Source organism: Bacillus sp. LBG-1-113 (genome assembly GCF_020708615.1).
In the GTDB taxonomy this organism is placed as follows: domain Bacteria; phylum Bacillota; class Bacilli; order Bacillales; family Bacillaceae; genus Bacillus; species Bacillus mojavensis.
Genome location: NZ_JAJFDG010000006.1, coordinates 34,091 through 50,291, shown reverse-complemented (window position 1 = coordinate 50,291; position 16,201 = coordinate 34,091). Strand labels below are relative to the sequence as shown.

14 protein-coding genes and 1 other annotated feature are annotated in these 16,201 nt (G+C 45.5%); of the genes, 11 read left to right on the top strand and 3 right to left on the bottom strand.

Annotated elements, in window-relative coordinates:
• Positions 1–47: 47 nt before the first annotated feature.
• Together LJF29_RS14855 and LJF29_RS14850 are read left to right on the top strand one after the other, a co-directional pair.
• Positions 48–1,082 carry a glycosyl hydrolase family 18 protein gene (locus LJF29_RS14855; RefSeq protein WP_229149257.1) on the top strand — a complete coding sequence of 345 codons (1,035 nt, stop codon included), beginning with the start codon at positions 48–50 and terminating at the stop codon, positions 1,080–1,082.
• A 97-nt stretch (positions 1,083–1,179) separates the two neighbouring features.
• Positions 1,180–1,418: a binding site (T-box leader), on the top strand.
• A gap of 68 nt (positions 1,419–1,486) precedes the next feature.
• Positions 1,487–2,830, top strand: a complete 1,344-nt coding sequence (locus LJF29_RS14850) for an amino acid permease (protein ID WP_229149255.1) — start codon at positions 1,487–1,489, stop codon at positions 2,828–2,830.
• Positions 2,831–2,869: 39 nt separating this feature from the next.
• Here LJF29_RS14850 and LJF29_RS14845 read toward each other — a convergent pair whose 3' ends face one another.
• A complete protein-coding gene (locus LJF29_RS14845) occupies positions 2,870–3,787 on the bottom strand; it encodes a DMT family transporter (protein ID WP_229149254.1) in 918 nt (305 codons plus the stop codon).
• A gap of 98 nt (positions 3,788–3,885) precedes the next feature.
• On the opposite strand from LJF29_RS14845, the gene LJF29_RS14840 reads away from it, so the two are divergent.
• Together LJF29_RS14840 and LJF29_RS14835 are read left to right on the top strand one after the other, a co-directional pair.
• A complete protein-coding gene (locus LJF29_RS14840; protein WP_229149250.1) occupies positions 3,886–4,758 on the top strand; it encodes a LysR family transcriptional regulator in 873 nt (290 codons plus the stop codon).
• Positions 4,759–4,917: 159 nt separating this feature from the next.
• The gene (locus LJF29_RS14835) at positions 4,918–5,928 is read left to right on the top strand and encodes an LLM class flavin-dependent oxidoreductase (RefSeq protein ID WP_010331920.1); all 1,011 of its coding nucleotides are present in this window, start codon (positions 4,918–4,920) and stop codon (positions 5,926–5,928) included.
• A 46-nt stretch (positions 5,929–5,974) separates the two neighbouring features.
• Here LJF29_RS14835 and araR read toward each other — a convergent pair whose 3' ends face one another.
• Positions 5,975–7,063, bottom strand: coding sequence for an arabinose utilization transcriptional regulator AraR (gene araR, locus LJF29_RS14830; RefSeq protein ID WP_229149248.1), 1,089 nt, complete (start codon positions 7,061–7,063; stop codon positions 5,975–5,977).
• Positions 7,064–7,266: 203 nt separating this feature from the next.
• On the opposite strand from araR, the gene araE reads away from it, so the two are divergent.
• The 3 genes from araE (at position 7,267) to gap (ending at position 11,036) form a co-directional block, all read left to right on the top strand.
• On the top strand, positions 7,267–8,661 hold the full coding sequence (araE, locus tag LJF29_RS14825; protein ID WP_229149247.1) for an arabinose-proton symporter AraE: 1,395 nt from the start codon (positions 7,267–7,269) through the stop codon (positions 8,659–8,661).
• 298 nt (positions 8,662–8,959) lie between these two features.
• Complete coding sequence (gene cggR / locus LJF29_RS14820) at positions 8,960–9,982, top strand: sugar-binding transcriptional regulator (protein WP_229149245.1); 1,023 nt, start codon at positions 8,960–8,962, stop codon at positions 9,980–9,982.
• A gap of 46 nt (positions 9,983–10,028) precedes the next feature.
• Complete coding sequence (gene gap / locus LJF29_RS14815) at positions 10,029–11,036, top strand: type I glyceraldehyde-3-phosphate dehydrogenase (RefSeq protein ID WP_010331916.1); 1,008 nt, start codon at positions 10,029–10,031, stop codon at positions 11,034–11,036.
• A gap of 112 nt (positions 11,037–11,148) precedes the next feature.
• Here gap and LJF29_RS14810 read toward each other — a convergent pair whose 3' ends face one another.
• Positions 11,149–11,301: a hypothetical protein gene (locus LJF29_RS14810; protein ID WP_229149240.1), complete on the bottom strand. Its 153-nt coding sequence runs from the start codon at positions 11,299–11,301 to the stop codon at positions 11,149–11,151.
• A gap of 48 nt (positions 11,302–11,349) precedes the next feature.
• On the opposite strand from LJF29_RS14810, the gene LJF29_RS14805 reads away from it, so the two are divergent.
• The 4 genes from LJF29_RS14805 to eno are packed head-to-tail and all read left to right on the top strand — an operon-like array spanning position 11,350 to position 16,174.
• Positions 11,350–12,534 (top strand): phosphoglycerate kinase, encoded by a 1,185-nt coding sequence (locus tag LJF29_RS14805; RefSeq protein WP_010331915.1) that lies wholly within the window; start codon positions 11,350–11,352, stop codon positions 12,532–12,534.
• Between the two features lie 30 nt (positions 12,535–12,564).
• Complete coding sequence (gene tpiA, locus LJF29_RS14800) at positions 12,565–13,326, top strand: triose-phosphate isomerase (protein WP_010331914.1); 762 nt, start codon at positions 12,565–12,567, stop codon at positions 13,324–13,326.
• Positions 13,319–14,854, top strand: coding sequence for a 2,3-bisphosphoglycerate-independent phosphoglycerate mutase (gene gpmI / locus LJF29_RS14795; RefSeq protein ID WP_229149238.1), 1,536 nt, complete (start codon positions 13,319–13,321; stop codon positions 14,852–14,854). Before tpiA ends, gpmI begins: the two co-directional genes overlap by 8 nt.
• 27 nt (positions 14,855–14,881) lie before the next feature.
• Positions 14,882–16,174 (top strand): phosphopyruvate hydratase, encoded by a 1,293-nt coding sequence (eno, locus tag LJF29_RS14790; protein ID WP_003151625.1) that lies wholly within the window; start codon positions 14,882–14,884, stop codon positions 16,172–16,174.
• Positions 16,175–16,201 lie beyond the last annotated feature (27 nt).

Here is a 16,201-nt window from a genome sequence, read left to right as displayed (position 1 = left end):
AAATTTGGCCGATGAGAAGAGTATGACGTGAAAAAGGAGGGAACGAAATGAAAAAATGGCTGATCATAGCTGTTTCACTAGCGATTGCGATCGTTCTGTTTATGTATACAAAAACAGAAGCAAAGGCGGCCGGTATGACATTAGGCTATACAACTGGGGATACGGCATCATACAATTCTCTTACGAAGTACCATAAATATATCAGCTCCATTGCCACTGATACGTTTGCGTTTGATAAAAACGGACGTGTGATTGGCGATGTCCCGAGCAAGCAGCTTACATACGCGAAGAAAAATAAAATCAAAACGTGGGCCGTCATTTCCAATTATAATGACGCTATTTATGATTTTGACGGAAACTTAGCGAATCGGGTCATGACTGACAAAACAGCGAGAAAACGATTCACAGACCAGCTTATTTCTCTGGCAAAAAAGCACCACTATCACGGAGTCAATATTGACTTTGAGGCAGTTAATCCGAAAGACCGTTCTGCATACTCAAGCTTCATTCAATATGTCACACAAACTCTGAAAAAGAAACATATCAAAACAATGGTATCCGTTCCGGCCAAAAGCGCCGATAATAAAAACGATGACTGGAGCTGGCCGTATGATTATGCGAAAATCGGAAAATATGCGGACTATGTACAAGTCATGACTTACGACGAACACGGCATTTGGGGCGAACCTGGCTCAGTGGCAAGCACAAGCTGGATCAAGCGCTCGCTGCAGTTTTCTGTCAAAAAAATCAAAGCAAATAAAGTGATCATGGGGGTCCCTGCGTACGGCTATGATTGGGATCTGAAAGACGGGAGCGGCAGCTCAGCGAGGGAATGGAATGACATCAAGTCCCTCATTAAGAAGCAGAAAGCAAAGCCGGCATTCAATAAAAAAACAGGTTCTATGACGTTTTCTTACATTGACAAAAAGAAACATAAACATGTCGTTTGGTATGAAAATGAAAAAACAATCGAAACAAAAAGACGCCTGGCGAAACAATATAAAATAGCCGGTGTCTCTGTCTACGCTTTAGGACACGAATCGGAATCCTTCTGGAAGGCCGTTCAAAAAGGGACAAAATAACAGTTTGTTTTTTCTCGCAAGTTATTGACAGAGAAAACAGAAGCACGTATATTATGTTAATATATTCAGAACGTAAAATTTGAGTTTTTCAGAAAACTAAAACACATAGAATGGGAGCAGTAAAAGAAAGGATCAGTAACAGAGAGCTGCGGGGTGGTGCGACGCAGTCTGATTCTTCTTTGAACTCGCCCGGGAGTGGTAGGACGAAACGGAATAGATTGAATATTCCTTATGTTTTAACGGCTAACCTTCGTTACAGGGTCAAAAAGCTGGATTCTTCTAGGAAGAATCAACAAGAGTGGTACCGCGGTCAGCCGAAGGCTCGTCGTCTCTTTATCTATTCGTATAGATAGGAGACGGCGGGCTTTTTTGTTTTTGAAGACGAGAAGGAGAGGGAAAAAAGGATGGAAAAGGACAATCAGACGTTAAAACGCACGATGACATCCCGTCATATTATGATGATGGCGCTGGGCGGAGCAATCGGTGCAGGTTTATTTAAAGGAAGCAGCTCGGCAATTGATGTGGCAGGGCCATCGGTCATTATCGCATACCTGCTCGGCGGCATTATTTTGCTGTTTATTATGCAGGGGCTTGCAGAAATGGCTGTGCGCAACCGAAACGCGAGAACCTTCCGTGATCTTGTGCAGCAGGTGCTAGGAAATTACGCTGCATATTTCTTGGACTGGATCTACTGGAAAATGTGGGTGCTTAACATTGCAGCTGAAGCTGTTGTCGCTGCAATTTTTATTCAATATTGGCTGCCGGGCTGCCCGATCTGGGTGCTGGCATTAGCAATTTCTCTTGTTGTTACGATTGTGAACTTGCTTTCTGTAAAAATTTTCGCCGAAACGGAATATTGGCTGGCTATGATCAAGATTACCGTTATTATTATTTTTATTTTATTAGGATTGCTGCTCTTATTTGTTTCATTCGGTGACCATACAGCGGCCGGTTTTTCGAATCTGACAGAGCACGGCGGATTTTTCCCGCACGGAGGCACTGGGCTGATTACGGCGATGCTTGTCGTGATCTACTCTTACGGCGGTACAGAAATTATCGGAGTGACGCTTGCTGAAACAAAGAACCCGGAACAGGTTGTCCCGAAAGCAGTCCGCAGCACATTAACACGGATTGTCGCGTTCTACCTGCTTCCGTTTTTCATCATTGTCAGCCTGATCCCGTGGAATCAAGTGAATTCAGTTCCTGAGAGTCCTTTTGTGATGGTCTTTAAAATGGTTGGCATTCCGGGGGCAGACCATATCATGAATGCAGTCATCCTGCTTGCCATCATTTCCTCTATGAATTCAGGTTTATACGGATCGTCCCGCATTTTGTATACACAGGCAACTGACGGAAGATTGCCGCGGGTCTTTTCTAAGCTTTCATCGAAAAACGTCCCGATGTTTGCGATCCTGATGTGTACTTCTTCTTTATATATTGGTGTATTGATTTCCCTGTTCGCCGGAAGCCAGACGTTTAATTACTTAATGGGGTCACTGGGATATACAGTCTTATTTATTTGGCTGATCATCGGATTCGCTCATTTGAAATCGAGAAAAGGGCAAACAGAAACACCAGCCTATTATGTAAAATGGTTCCCGTACACCACATGGTTTGCGATTCTGGCGTTACTGGCCATTCTGATCGGGGTCATCATGACAACGTCAATTGTCATTACCAGCATTACTGCGGCGATCTACCTTTTGATAACAGTTGCATATTTGGTCAAAGGCCGCAAGCACCAGTAAATAAGAAACCCTCTTGTCACATCCGACAAGAGGGTTTTATTATTGTGAAGCCTTCTCATTTACACAAATCAACGCAGCTTTCTGTGCTTTTGATTTTGAATTCACGAGGCAGATGCTTGTGACAATCAGCAGCAGACCCGCCAAGAGGCTTAAGGTAACCGGTTCATGCAGAAAAATGGAGCTGGCTACGATCGAAATGAGCGGAATCAAAAAGGTGTAGGACGCGACCTTGCTTGCTTCTCCTGAACCGACAAGCGTAAAAAAAACAAGCCAGCCAAGCGCGATGACAAACACTGAGATGAACATTAGACTGGCGACAAATGGGACTGTCCATTGGATCGCGGAAAAGCTCTCTGTCCAGAAGCCGGATACGAGCAAAAATACGCTGCCAATCGTCAGCTGCAAGGCGACCATCCAGATGGAATCGACGCGGCTGCCTGTTCTTTTCATAAATACTGTTCCGAATGCCCAGCTGAGCGCGGAACCTAGAGCCAGCAGAACCCCTATGACAGAAATATGCCCGCCAAAGCCCGCGGCACTGATGACAGCAACCCCGGCAAAACCGAGCACAAGACCGATCACTTTCAACGTAAACATGGATTCGCCGAGCCACATCCAAGAAAAGACACCCATCAGCACCGGCTGAAAGAATACGATAGCGGAAAACAGACCAGCCGGAAGATGGTTCAGCCCGATCGTTTGCAGTCCGTAGAATAACGTAATATTTAAAAGAGCAGAAACAAGATAAATCGGCCACGTCTCTTTAAAACGCAGTTTATGAATACGCGGCAGTGCAACAATCACTAATAAAAGCCCGCCGATCAGCGTCCGGATGCCCGCAAACAATAAAGGCGGCGAAAAGGCGAGCGCGGCTTTCGACAGCGGCCAATTGACGCCCCACATGATAACGAGAAAGGCGAGAAGGAGCGCTGTCCGCGTTTTTGATAGCTGTTTCACTTTTGATCACTCCTTGTAGAACATTTCTATCATATGATACGGTAGAACATAAGATAAATAAAATGAATCTTTTTTATGAGGAGCATAAGTGAATTGTTATGACCATTACACAATTAAGAGTCTTCGTCAAAGTAGCTGAAACGGGGAGTTTTACAAAAGCGGGACAGTTGCTGAACATGACACAGCCGGCTGTCAGCCATGCCATTTCTGCGATTGAAGCTGAGCTTGATGTGAAATTGATCATCCGTGATCGCCGAAACGGCCTGATGCTGACGGACACGGGAAAAAAGATCTTAGTCCATATCAGAGAAGTGTTAAAAGGAATCGAAAAAGTTGAACAGGTCGCAGCGGCAGAAAAAGGGCTTGAGCTGGGAACGATTCATATCGGCACATTTCCAACCGCCTCCGCTTATTTTATGCCGAAGCTGATCAGCGAGTTTAAACAAAGGTATCCGAAATTGGAGCTTGTTTTGCATGAAGGAACCGTAGACGAAGTCAAGGAGTGGCTCCATACACGGATGATTGATGCCGGCATTCTTCTGTATCCGGCAGACAAGATGGAGTGCATTCGGCTGAAAAAAGACAAAATGGTCGTCGTGCTGCGTGATGATCATCCGCTGTGCAGCCGTCCAGCCATTACGCTGAAAGATCTCGATTGTGAGCCGATGGTTGTCTGTGACGGCGGCTATGAATCCCCTTTTATCGATAAGTTCAAGCAAGCTGGTTCAACGCTGCACACTGCTTTCACTGTCTATAACGTTAACACCTCGATCAGCATGATCAAAGAAGGCTTGGGGCTGGCGATTTTATCAGAAATGTCGATGTCGGGGATGACGCTGCCGGAGCATGTGGTGACTAGGGATCTCGATCCGCAGGTGTATCGGGATGTGCAGCTTGCCGTTCCTTCATTACATGAGGCTTCTTTGGCGGCTAAGCTTTTCATTGAGATGGCACAGGAGCTTTTTATGTAAAAATCAAATGATGAACGCCTTTTTTATTGTTCGAATTTCATCGAATCAAATTCTTTTCATCCTAAACGCAGTTGTGTTAAGGTGTGATAGAAGTCCTTTCGATAGAGACATAACAGCATGAGGCTGTTTACTTATATCACAACTGCAAAGGAGAACAATATGTCTAACAACCAACGCAAAGATACCTTGCTTTCTGTCTTGAATTTATCTCCTGTTGTTCAAGGGGGAACGATAGCAGAGTCATTCCGAAACAGCATGGACTTGGCGCGCCGTGCAGAGGAGTGGGGCTATCATCGTTATTGGCTTGCAGAGCATCATAATATCGAAGGTGTCGCAAGCTCTGCCACCGCCGTACTGATCGGCCATATTGCCGGCGGCACAAAGAAAATCCGCGTCGGCTCCGGCGGCATTATGCTCCCGAACCACTCATCTCTTGTAATCGCTGAACAATTCGGCACCCTGGAAACGCTGTATCCCGGACGGATTGATCTGGGGCTCGGACGTGCACCGGGAACAGACCAATTGACTGCAAGGGCGCTCCGCAGAAACATCAGCAGCGGTGAAGATTTCCCAGAACAATTAGAGGAACTGCGCAATTACTTTAAACCGTCAGGAAATGTGCGCAATCAAGTCCGCGCCATTCCCGGAGAGGGCATAGATGTGCCGATTTGGCTGCTGGGCTCAAGCGACTTTAGTGCCCGTCTGGCAGGTGAGCTGGGCCTTCCGTTTGCATTCGCTGCTCATTTCTCACCGGCGAATACGGTTCCCGCGTTGGAGCTGTACCGCAATTCCTTTACGCCGTCAGAAGTGCTCAACGAACCGTATGCGATGGTCGGCGTAACGATTATCGCCGCAGATACAAACGAGAAAGCACAGCACCTGGCTACATCCCATTACCAGCGATTCCTTGATCTTGTCCGCGGTACGCCGAACCAGCTGAAGCCGCCAGTAGAAGACATGGATCAAATCTGGAGCCCATATGAAAAAGCAATGGTTCATCAACAGCTCAGTTCAACCATCGTCGGCGGTCCTGAAGAAGTGAAGGAAAAGCTTGAAGACTTTGTCAAAACAACTCAGGCCGATGAAATTATGGTCAACTCAGAAACCTTTGATCACGCAGACAGAATGCGTTCATTTGAAATCGTGGCTGACATTTGGAAAAACAGATAAAGGCCATAAAAAAGCAATGTAAAGGGGAAACCCATACATTGCTTTTTTATTCATTCAGCTTTCTTGCGGACTGACGGATGATCAGCTCAGGTTCAAAAATGACATCTTCCTGCTTAGGCTTTTTATGCTCCAAACAGTCAATAACATATTTTGCGGCAGCTTTACCCAGAACAGATTTCGGGTGCTTCACAGAGGTTAATTTCACCTCGGAAATTTGCGCGAAATGAGAGTCATCATACCCGACGATAGACATATCCTCAGGCACCTTGATATCCATTTCCCGAAGCATATCAATCACCTTCAGTGCAATTTCATCATTATAGCAAAGGATAGCAGTCGGCATGTTTTTGCTGTTTTTCTCCAGTGTCTCTTTTACTTTCTCCAGCAGCTTCGATTCCTTTTCCTCCGTCGTAAACGTCACAATCATATCCGGGGAAGGGAATAACTCATGCTCACGATGCGCCTGTATAAATCCGTTCATCCGTTTGACACCTTGTGTATCATCAGCTTTAAAAATACCCATCATGTGCGTATGGCCGAGAGAGAGCAGGTGCTCCGCAGCCATCATGCCGCCTTTCACATCATTGAGGGTAAAACTTGGTGCGGCAAGTTCGGCGTATGACGCATTAATCATCGCAAAAGGAATGCCGTTTTTCTCTAAATTGAGATAGTAGCCAATATTCGGCGTTTGCAGAGCACTTTTGGTCGGTTCTACAATCAACCCGTCAATATGCTGTGACAGCAGGTTTTCTAATCCTCTGCGTTCATTGTCCGGATTGTTGTTTGTGCTTGTCAAAAGCATAGAATATCCCTGCTCGCTTAAATAAGACTCGATTCCCCTAATGATGCTCGGGAATATATAGTCTGATATGTAGGTCGTCAGAACGCCGATCGTTTTATTGGAATGCAGCGCTGATTTAGCGGAGCGTGAAGCGACAAAGGTGCCCCCTCCTTGCACGCTGTATAGCAGCCCTTGCGATACGAGGTCTCCAATGGCTTTACGAATGGTATGCCGGCTGACGCCAAATTGCTGCATTAACTCGTTTTCGGTAGGGATCTTTTGATCGGGCAGAATTTTACCTTGATTAATCCATGAACTGATTTCTTCTTTTACTTGAGCATATTTTGGTAACATATCTATTCCTCCAAAATGTATACGGACAAATTTTAGTATATCACAGTGATCTATACAAGAAAACATTGACAGAAAATACAAACAGGATTATTCTATATTTGTACGTACTAATAAAGAACAAATTTCGTTAAAATTTTAAATAAGTACGTACAATTGTAATAGAAAATGTAAACGCTTTACTCAACTTTCGGGAGGGCAGAGAAATGAAGAACACTCCAACTCAATTAGAACCAAATGCTCCTGTAACAAGAAGCCATTCAATGGGATTTGTGATTTTGATATCATGCGCGGCGGGGCTTGGCGGTTTATTGTACGGCTATGACACTGCAGTTATTTCCGGTGCTATTGGTTTTCTAAAGGATTTATACAGCCTGAGTCCGTTCATGGAGGGGCTTGTGATTTCAAGCATTATGATTGGAGGAGTTGCGGGAGTCGGGGTATCCGGGTTTTTAAGCGACAGGTTCGGGCGCAGAAAAATCTTAATGACAGCGGCCCTGTTATTTGCGGTATCAGCAGTTGTTTCTGCTGTTTCACAAGACGTGTCGACCTTAATCATTGCGAGGATTATCGGAGGCTTGGGGATCGGAATGGGTTCGTCATTATCCGTGACTTATATTACGGAAGCGGCGCCGCCCGCCATACGCGGAAGTTTATCTTCCTTATATCAGCTCTTTACGATACTGGGCATTTCCGCAACGTACTTTATTAATCTCGCTGTCCAGCGCTCCGGAACATATGAATGGGGCGTGCAAACCGGGTGGAGATGGATGCTCGCTTACGGAATGGTGCCATCCATAATCTTTTTCCTTGTCCTGCTGGTCGTGCCGGAAAGTCCAAGATGGCTGGCGAAAGCGGGCAGAACAAAAGAAGCGTTATCGATTTTGACACGCATTAATGGAGAAACTGTCGCAAAAGAAGAATTGAAGAACATTGAAAACTCTTTAAAAATAGAACAAATGGGGTCACTATCACAGCTCTTCAAACCAGGCCTCAGAAAAGCGCTTATCATTGGAATCCTGCTGGCGCTCTTTAATCAAGTGATCGGCATGAACGCCATCACTTACTACGGGCCGGAAATCTTTAAAATGATGGGATTCGGGCAAAATGCAGGATTTGTGACAACCTGTATTGTCGGTGTCGTGGAAGTCATTTTTACCGTCATCGCGGTTTTATTAATTGATAAAGTCGGGCGCAAAAAACTGATGTCCATCGGTTCTGCTTTCATGGCTATTTTTATGATTTTAATTGGGACGTCGTTTTATTTTCAGTTAACAAGCGGTTTTATGCTGATCTTCTTTATATTAGGTTTTGTCGCCGCGTTCTGTGTATCGGTCGGTCCGATCACATGGATTATGATTTCTGAAATCTTCCCGAACCATCTGCGGGCGAGAGCCGCAGGAATCGCCACCATCTTTTTATGGGGAGCAAACTGGGCGATCGGGCAGTTTGTGCCGATGATGATCAGCTCGTTCGGACTGGCCTACACGTTCTGGATCTTTGCCGTTATTAACATTCTCTGCTTCCTGTTTGTCGTCACAATCTGTCCGGAAACGAAGAATAAATCGCTCGAAGAGATTGAAAAGCTCTGGATAAAATGAAAACGCTTTAAAAAAATGGAGCCCTTTCGATTGAGAGGGCTCTTTTATTTTGTGCGCACCATTAAAGGTTTGCTGTATAAGATAGAAATATAGAGGAAAAAATAATGAAAGAGAAACGCAGCTGCATAAAACTGCGCGAATATTGTCGATGAATTGGCTCTTAACAGTTGAATAAACATTTCCACCCTGTTAAAATAATTAAAGAAAGCAGAAATAATTTTTTTTGGCTATGATGGGACGTTTTTTGTCATAGCGGGACGTTTGGTGTCCAGCAAAAAAAGGAAGGAACGTTTGAGTCATGAACCAGTTAATACAAGCTCAAAAAAAATTATTGCCTGATCTTCTGCTCGTTATGCAAAAGAGGTTCGAAATCTTGCAGTATATCAGGCTGACAGAACCCATCGGCCGCAGAAGCCTCTCTGCCAGTCTCGGAATCAGCGAGCGTGTGCTGAGAAGCGAGGTTCAGTTTTTAAAGGAACAGAATCTGGTCGATATTAAAACAAACGGCATGACGCTGACAGAAGAGGGTTATGAACTGCTTTCCGTTTTAGAAGATACGATGAAAGATGTTTTAGGTTTGACGCTTTTGGAAAAGACATTAAAAGAACGATTAAATCTTAAGGATGTCATTATCGTATCTGGAGACAGCGACCACTCCCCATGGGTCAAAAAAGAAATGGGAAGAGCGGCTGTCGCATGTATGAAAAAAAGATTTTCAGGCAAAAATATCGTCGCTGTGACCGGCGGTACGACAATTGAAGCTGTCGCCGAGATGATGACGCCGGATTCTAAAAACCGCGAGCTTTTGTTTGTGCCTGCAAGAGGCGGTTTAGGCGAAGACGTAAAAAACCAGGCGAACACCATATGCGCGCATATGGCGGAAAAGGCTTCAGGCACTTACCGGCTTTTGTTTGTTCCGGGACAGCTGTCACAAGGCGCCTATTCATCTATTATTGAAGAACCTTCTGTCAAAGAGGTGCTGAACACGATTAAATCAGCGAGTATGCTGGTTCACGGAATCGGCGAAGCTAAAACTATGGCTGAGCGGAGAAACACACCTTTAGAAGACTTAAAGAAAATAGATGATAAAGACGCGGTGACAGAAGCGTTCGGCTACTACTTTAACGCGGACGGCGAAGTGGTCCACAAAGTGCATTCTGTCGGAATGCAGCTGGATGACATAGACGCCATTCCCGATATTATAGCGGTAGCCGGCGGATCATCAAAAGCCGGGGCGATCGAGGCTTACTTTAAAAAGCCGCGCAACACGGTTCTCGTCACTGACGAAGGAGCCGCAAAGAAGTTATTAAGGGATGAATAATCCCTCAATATAAATATCTCTCACTTATTTAAAGGAGGAAACAATCATGGCAGTAAAAGTCGGTATTAACGGTTTTGGTCGTATTGGACGTAACGTATTCCGCGCAGCATTAAACAATCCTGAAGTTGAGGTAGTAGCGGTTAACGATTTAACAGATGCTAACATGCTCGCTCACCTTTTACAATATGATTCTGTACACGGAAAATTAGACGCTGAGGTTTCAGTTGACGGTAACAACCTTGTTGTTAACGGTAAAACAATTGAAGTTTCTGCAGAACGCGATCCTGCTAAACTTAGCTGGGGTAAACAAGGCGTTGAAATCGTAGTTGAATCTACTGGTTTCTTCACAAAACGCGCAGACGCTGCGAAACACTTAGAAGCTGGCGCGAAAAAAGTAATCATCTCTGCTCCTGCTAACGAAGAAGATATCACAATCGTTATGGGTGTTAACGAAGATAAATACGATGCGGCTAACCACGACGTTATCTCTAACGCATCTTGCACAACAAACTGCCTTGCGCCGTTTGCAAAAGTACTTAACGACAAATTCGGCATCAAACGCGGTATGATGACAACAGTTCACTCTTACACAAACGATCAGCAAATTCTTGATCTTCCGCACAAAGACTACCGTCGTGCGCGTGCAGCAGCTGAAAACATCATCCCAACTTCAACTGGTGCGGCTAAAGCAGTTTCTCTAGTTCTTCCTGAACTAAAAGGCAAACTGAACGGCGGAGCAATGCGTGTTCCAACTCCAAACGTTTCTTTAGTTGACTTGGTTGCTGAACTGAACCAAGAAGTAACAGCTGAAGATGTAAATGCAGCTCTTAAAGAAGCAGCTGAAGGAGATCTTAAAGGAATCCTTGGCTACAGCGAAGAGCCATTAGTTTCTGGCGACTACAACGGAAACAAAAATTCTTCTACAATCGATGCTCTTTCTACAATGGTTATGGAAGGCAGCATGGTAAAAGTAATCTCTTGGTACGATAACGAAAGCGGCTACTCTAACCGCGTTGTTGACCTTGCAGCTTACATCGCTAAAAAAGGTCTTTAATTCATAGCTGAAAAAAGGACCTTACTTGGTTCTTTTGAATAGAAGCGCTATAATGAAAGCGGACAAGGGAAGGGGACGGACTCCCTTTCCCTTTTTCCATGAAGACCGGCTTTCAGAAAACGTTCTGTGAAAGAAAAGCATCTGCGCTTTGCAGCTTTCCGGCGCCTTCGCCTGCGGCCACTGCCCTGGCTTCAGACGATCTGCCCTGTGCCGAAAAGTATGCGATCTGCCCTCGCGGAGTCATCGCTTGATCAGACGGTTTCACGTTTTTCGTGCTGCATGCAAACCATTTTGAAGGAGGATCTCCTAAAGCATGAATAAGAAAACTCTCAAAGACATCGACGTAAAAGGCAAAGTTGTATTCTGCCGCGTTGACTTTAACGTTCCAATGAAAGACGGGGAAGTAACAGACGATACACGTATCCGTGCTGCACTTCCGACAATCAAACACCTTGCAGACCAAGGCGCGAAAGTCCTTCTTGCGAGCCACTTAGGCCGCCCGAAAGGCGAAGTCGTTGAGGAGCTTCGTTTAACTCCTGTTGCTGCACGCCTCGGTGAACTGCTTGGCAAAGAAGTGAAAAAAGCGGATGAAGCATACGGTGATGCTGTAAAATCACAAATTTCCGACATGAAGGACGGAGACGTTCTTGTATTGGAAAACGTACGTTTCTACCCTGGTGAAGAGAAAAATGATCCTGAGCTTGCAAAAGCATTTGCTGAGATTGCAGATGTATATGTGAATGACGCATTCGGTGCTGCCCACCGTGCCCATGCATCTACAGCTGGAATTGCCGAGCATCTGCCAGCGGTTGCAGGTTTCTTAATGGAAAAAGAGCTTGACGTACTCGGAAAAGCAATTTCCAACCCTGATCGTCCGTTCACTGCCATTATCGGCGGAGCGAAAGTAAAAGATAAAATCGGCGTCATCGAAAGTCTTCTTGATAAAGTAGACAACCTGATCATCGGCGGCGGTCTTGCTTACACATTCGTTAAAGCGCTTGGTTATGAGGTTGGTAAATCTCTGCTTGAAGAAGATAAAATCGAGCTTGCGAAAACATTTATGGATCGCGCGAAAGAAAAAGGCGTTAACTTCTACATGCCTGAAGATGTACTCGTTGCAGATGATTTCTCTAACGATGCAAACGTAAAAATTGTGCCGATCTCTGAAATCCCTAGTGATTTAGAAGCAATCGACATTGGTACGAAAACACGCGAAACGTATGCTGATGTCATCAAAAACAGCAAACTTGTCGTGTGGAACGGACCAATGGGCGTATTCGAAATCGATTTGTTCGCTCAAGGAACAAAAGCGGTTGCGGAAGCATTGGCAGAGGCGAAAGATACATACTCTGTCATCGGTGGAGGAGACTCTGCAGCAGCGGTTGAAAAATTCGGCCTAGCTGACAAAATGAGCCACATCTCAACAGGAGGCGGCGCATCCCTTGAGTTCATGGAAGGCAAAGAGCTTCCAGGGGTAGCTGCACTGAACGATAAATAATTTTAAAACTGCTATAAGGAAGTGGAACAGATGAGAAAACCAATTATAGCCGGTAACTGGAAAATGAACAAAACACTCGGCGAGGCTGTCAGCTTCGTTGAAGAAGTGAAATCTTCCATTCCAGCAGCAGACAAAGCGGAAGCTGTTGTTTGCGCGCCAGCGCTTTTCCTAGAAAAGCTGACTTCTGCTGTGAAAGGCACTGACCTTAAAGTCGGCGCTCAAAACATGCACTTTGAAGAAAGCGGCGCGTTCACAGGCGAAATCAGCCCGGTTGCTCTGAAAGACCTTGGCGTTGACTACTGCGTCATCGGCCACTCTGAGCGCCGTGAAATGTTCGCTGAAACTGATGAAACAGTTAACAAAAAAGCACATGCTGCTTTCAAACACGGTATTGTGCCGATCATCTGTGTTGGTGAAACGCTTGAAGAGCGTGAAGCCGGCAAAACAAATGATCTTGTGGCTGACCAAGTGAAAAAAGGCCTAGCGGGTCTTTCTGAAGAACAAGTTGCAGCTTCTGTTATTGCTTATGAGCCAATCTGGGCAATCGGAACAGGCAAATCTTCTACATCTAAAGATGCGAACGACGTGTGTGCGCATATCCGTAAAACCGTCGCTGAAAGCTTCGGCCAAGAAGCGGCAGACAAGCTTCGCATTCAATATGGCGGAAGCGTAAAGCCTGCAAACATTAAAGAATATATGGCAGAGTCCGATATTGACGGTGCTTTGGTCGGCGGCGCGAGCCTTGAGCCACAGTCATTCGTTCAATTATTGGAGGAAGGTCAATATGAGTAAAAAACCAGCTGCACTCATCATTCTTGATGGGTTCGGATTACGAAACGAAACAGTAGGGAACGCAGTCGCTTTGGCGAAAAAACCGAACTTTGACCGCTATTGGAATCAGTATCCTCATCAGACACTGACTGCTTCAGGCGAGGCTGTAGGTCTTCCTGACGGACAGATGGGGAACTCCGAAGTAGGGCACTTAAATATCGGTGCGGGCCGTATTGTGTATCAAAGCTTAACACGCGTAAATGTTGCCATTCGCGAGGGAGAGTTCGAACAAAATCAAACATTCCTTGACGCGATCAGCAATGCGAAAGAAAACAACAAAGCCCTGCATCTGTTCGGCCTTTTATCAGACGGCGGCGTGCACAGCCATATCAATCATTTATTCGCGCTGTTAAAGCTTGCGAAAAAAGAAGGGCTGACAAAGGTATATATCCATGGCTTCCTTGACGGCCGTGATGTAGGTCCGCAAACTGCGAAAACGTACATCAACCAGCTGAACGAACAAATCAAGGAGATCGGTGTCGGAGAAATCGCCAGCATTTCCGGACGCTACTACTCAATGGACCGCGATAAACGCTGGGACCGTGTAGAAAAAGCGTACCGCGCAATGGCATACGGCGAAGGCCCGACTTACCGCAGCGCATTGGATGTTGTTGATGATTCATATGCGAATGGAATCCACGATGAATTCGTCATTCCATCTGTCATCACAAAAGAAAACGGTGAGCCTGTTGCGAAAATCCAAGACGGCGATTCTGTGATTTTCTATAATTTCAGACCGGACCGCGCCATCCAAATTTCCAACACGTTCACGAACAAAGACTTCCGCGATTTCGACCGCGGCGAGAATTATCCGAAAAACCTGCATTTCGTCTGCCTGACTCACTTCAGTGAAACAGTTGACGGCTATGTGGCGTTTAAACCGATAAATCTTGATAATACAGTCGGAGAAGTATTATCTCAGCAAGGATTAAAACAGCTTCGAATTGCAGAAACTGAAAAGTATCCGCACGTCACGTTCTTTATGAGCGGCGGCCGTGAAGCTGAATTCCCGGGTGAAGAGCGTATTCTTATCAACTCGCCGAAAGTCGCAACATACGACTTGAAGCCTGAAATGAGTGCGTATGAAGTGAAGGACGCGCTTGTCAAAGAAATCGAAGCTGACAAGCATGACGCGATTATCCTTAACTTTGCAAACCCAGACATGGTCGGCCACTCCGGAATGGTTGAACCTACAATTAAAGCAATTGAAGCAGTGGACGAATGCTTAGGCGAAGTCGTTGACGCGATTCTCGCTAAAGGCGGACACGCCATCATTACCGCTGATCACGGTAATGCTGATATTCTGATCACAGAATCAGGCGAACCGCACACTGCACATACAACAAATCCAGTCCCTGTAATTGTAACGAAAGAAGGCATCACGCTGCGTGAAGGCGGAATCCTAGGCGACCTTGCACCAACGTTATTAGACCTTCTCGGTGTTGAAAAACCGAAAGAAATGACTGGAACATCTTTAATTCAAAAATAAGCTGAAATTCAAAGGAGAGACAAACTCATGCCATACATTGTTGATGTTTATGCACGCGAAGTATTAGACTCCCGCGGCAACCCAACAGTTGAAGTTGAAGTATATACAGAAACAGGAGCATTCGGCCGCGCATTAGTGCCAAGCGGAGCTTCTACAGGTGAATACGAAGCAGTTGAGCTTCGTGACGGCGACAAAGACCGTTACCTTGGTAAAGGCGTGTTAACAGCTGTTAACAACGTAAACGAAATCATTGCTCCAGAGCTTCTTGGCTTTGATGTAACTGAACAAAACGCAATCGATCAGCTTTTAATCGAGCTTGACGGTACTGAAAACAAAGGCAAACTTGGTGCGAACGCAATCCTTGGCGTATCTATGGCTTGTGCGCGTGCTGCTGCTGATTTCTTACAGATTCCTCTTTACCAATACCTTGGAGGATTCAACTCAAAAACGCTTCCTGTACCGATGATGAACATCGTCAACGGCGGAGAGCATGCTGACAACAACGTAGACATTCAAGAATTCATGATCATGCCTGTAGGTGCTCCTAACTTCCGTGAAGCACTTCGCATGGGCGCTCAAATCTTCCACAGCCTGAAATCTGTTCTTTCTGCTAAAGGAATGAACACAGCTGTAGGTGATGAAGGCGGATTCGCTCCAAACCTTGGTTCTAACGAAGAAGCGCTTCAAACAATCGTTGAAGCAATCGAAAAAGCCGGCTTCAAACCTGGCGAAGAAGTAAAACTTGCAATGGATGCTGCATCTTCTGAGTTCTACAACAAAGAAGACGGCAAATACCATCTGTCTGGCGAAGGCGTTGTGAAAACGTCTGCTGAAATGGTTGACTGGTACGAAGAAATGGTTTCTAAATACCCAATCATCTCTATCGAAGATGGACTTGACGAAAACGACTGGGAAGGCCACAAGCTTCTTACTGAGCGTCTTGGCAAAAAAGTTCAGCTTGTTGGTGATGACCTCTTTGTTACAAACACGAAAAAACTTGCTGAAGGTATCAAAAACGGCGTAGGCAACTCTATCCTGATCAAAGTAAACCAAATCGGTACATTGACTGAAACATTCGATGCGATCGAAATGGCGAAACGTGCAGGCTACACTGCTGTTATCTCTCACCGTTCTGGTGAAACAGAAGACAGCACAATCGCTGACATCGCTGTGGCAACAAACGCAGGACAAATCAAAACAGGTGCGCCGTCACGTACGGACCGTGTTGCGAAATACAACCAGCTTCTTCGCATCGAAGATCAGTTGGCTGAAACTGCTCAATACCACGGTATTAACTCTTTCTACAACTTAAACAAGTAATAAAATGACCGCCGAGAGAAATCTCGG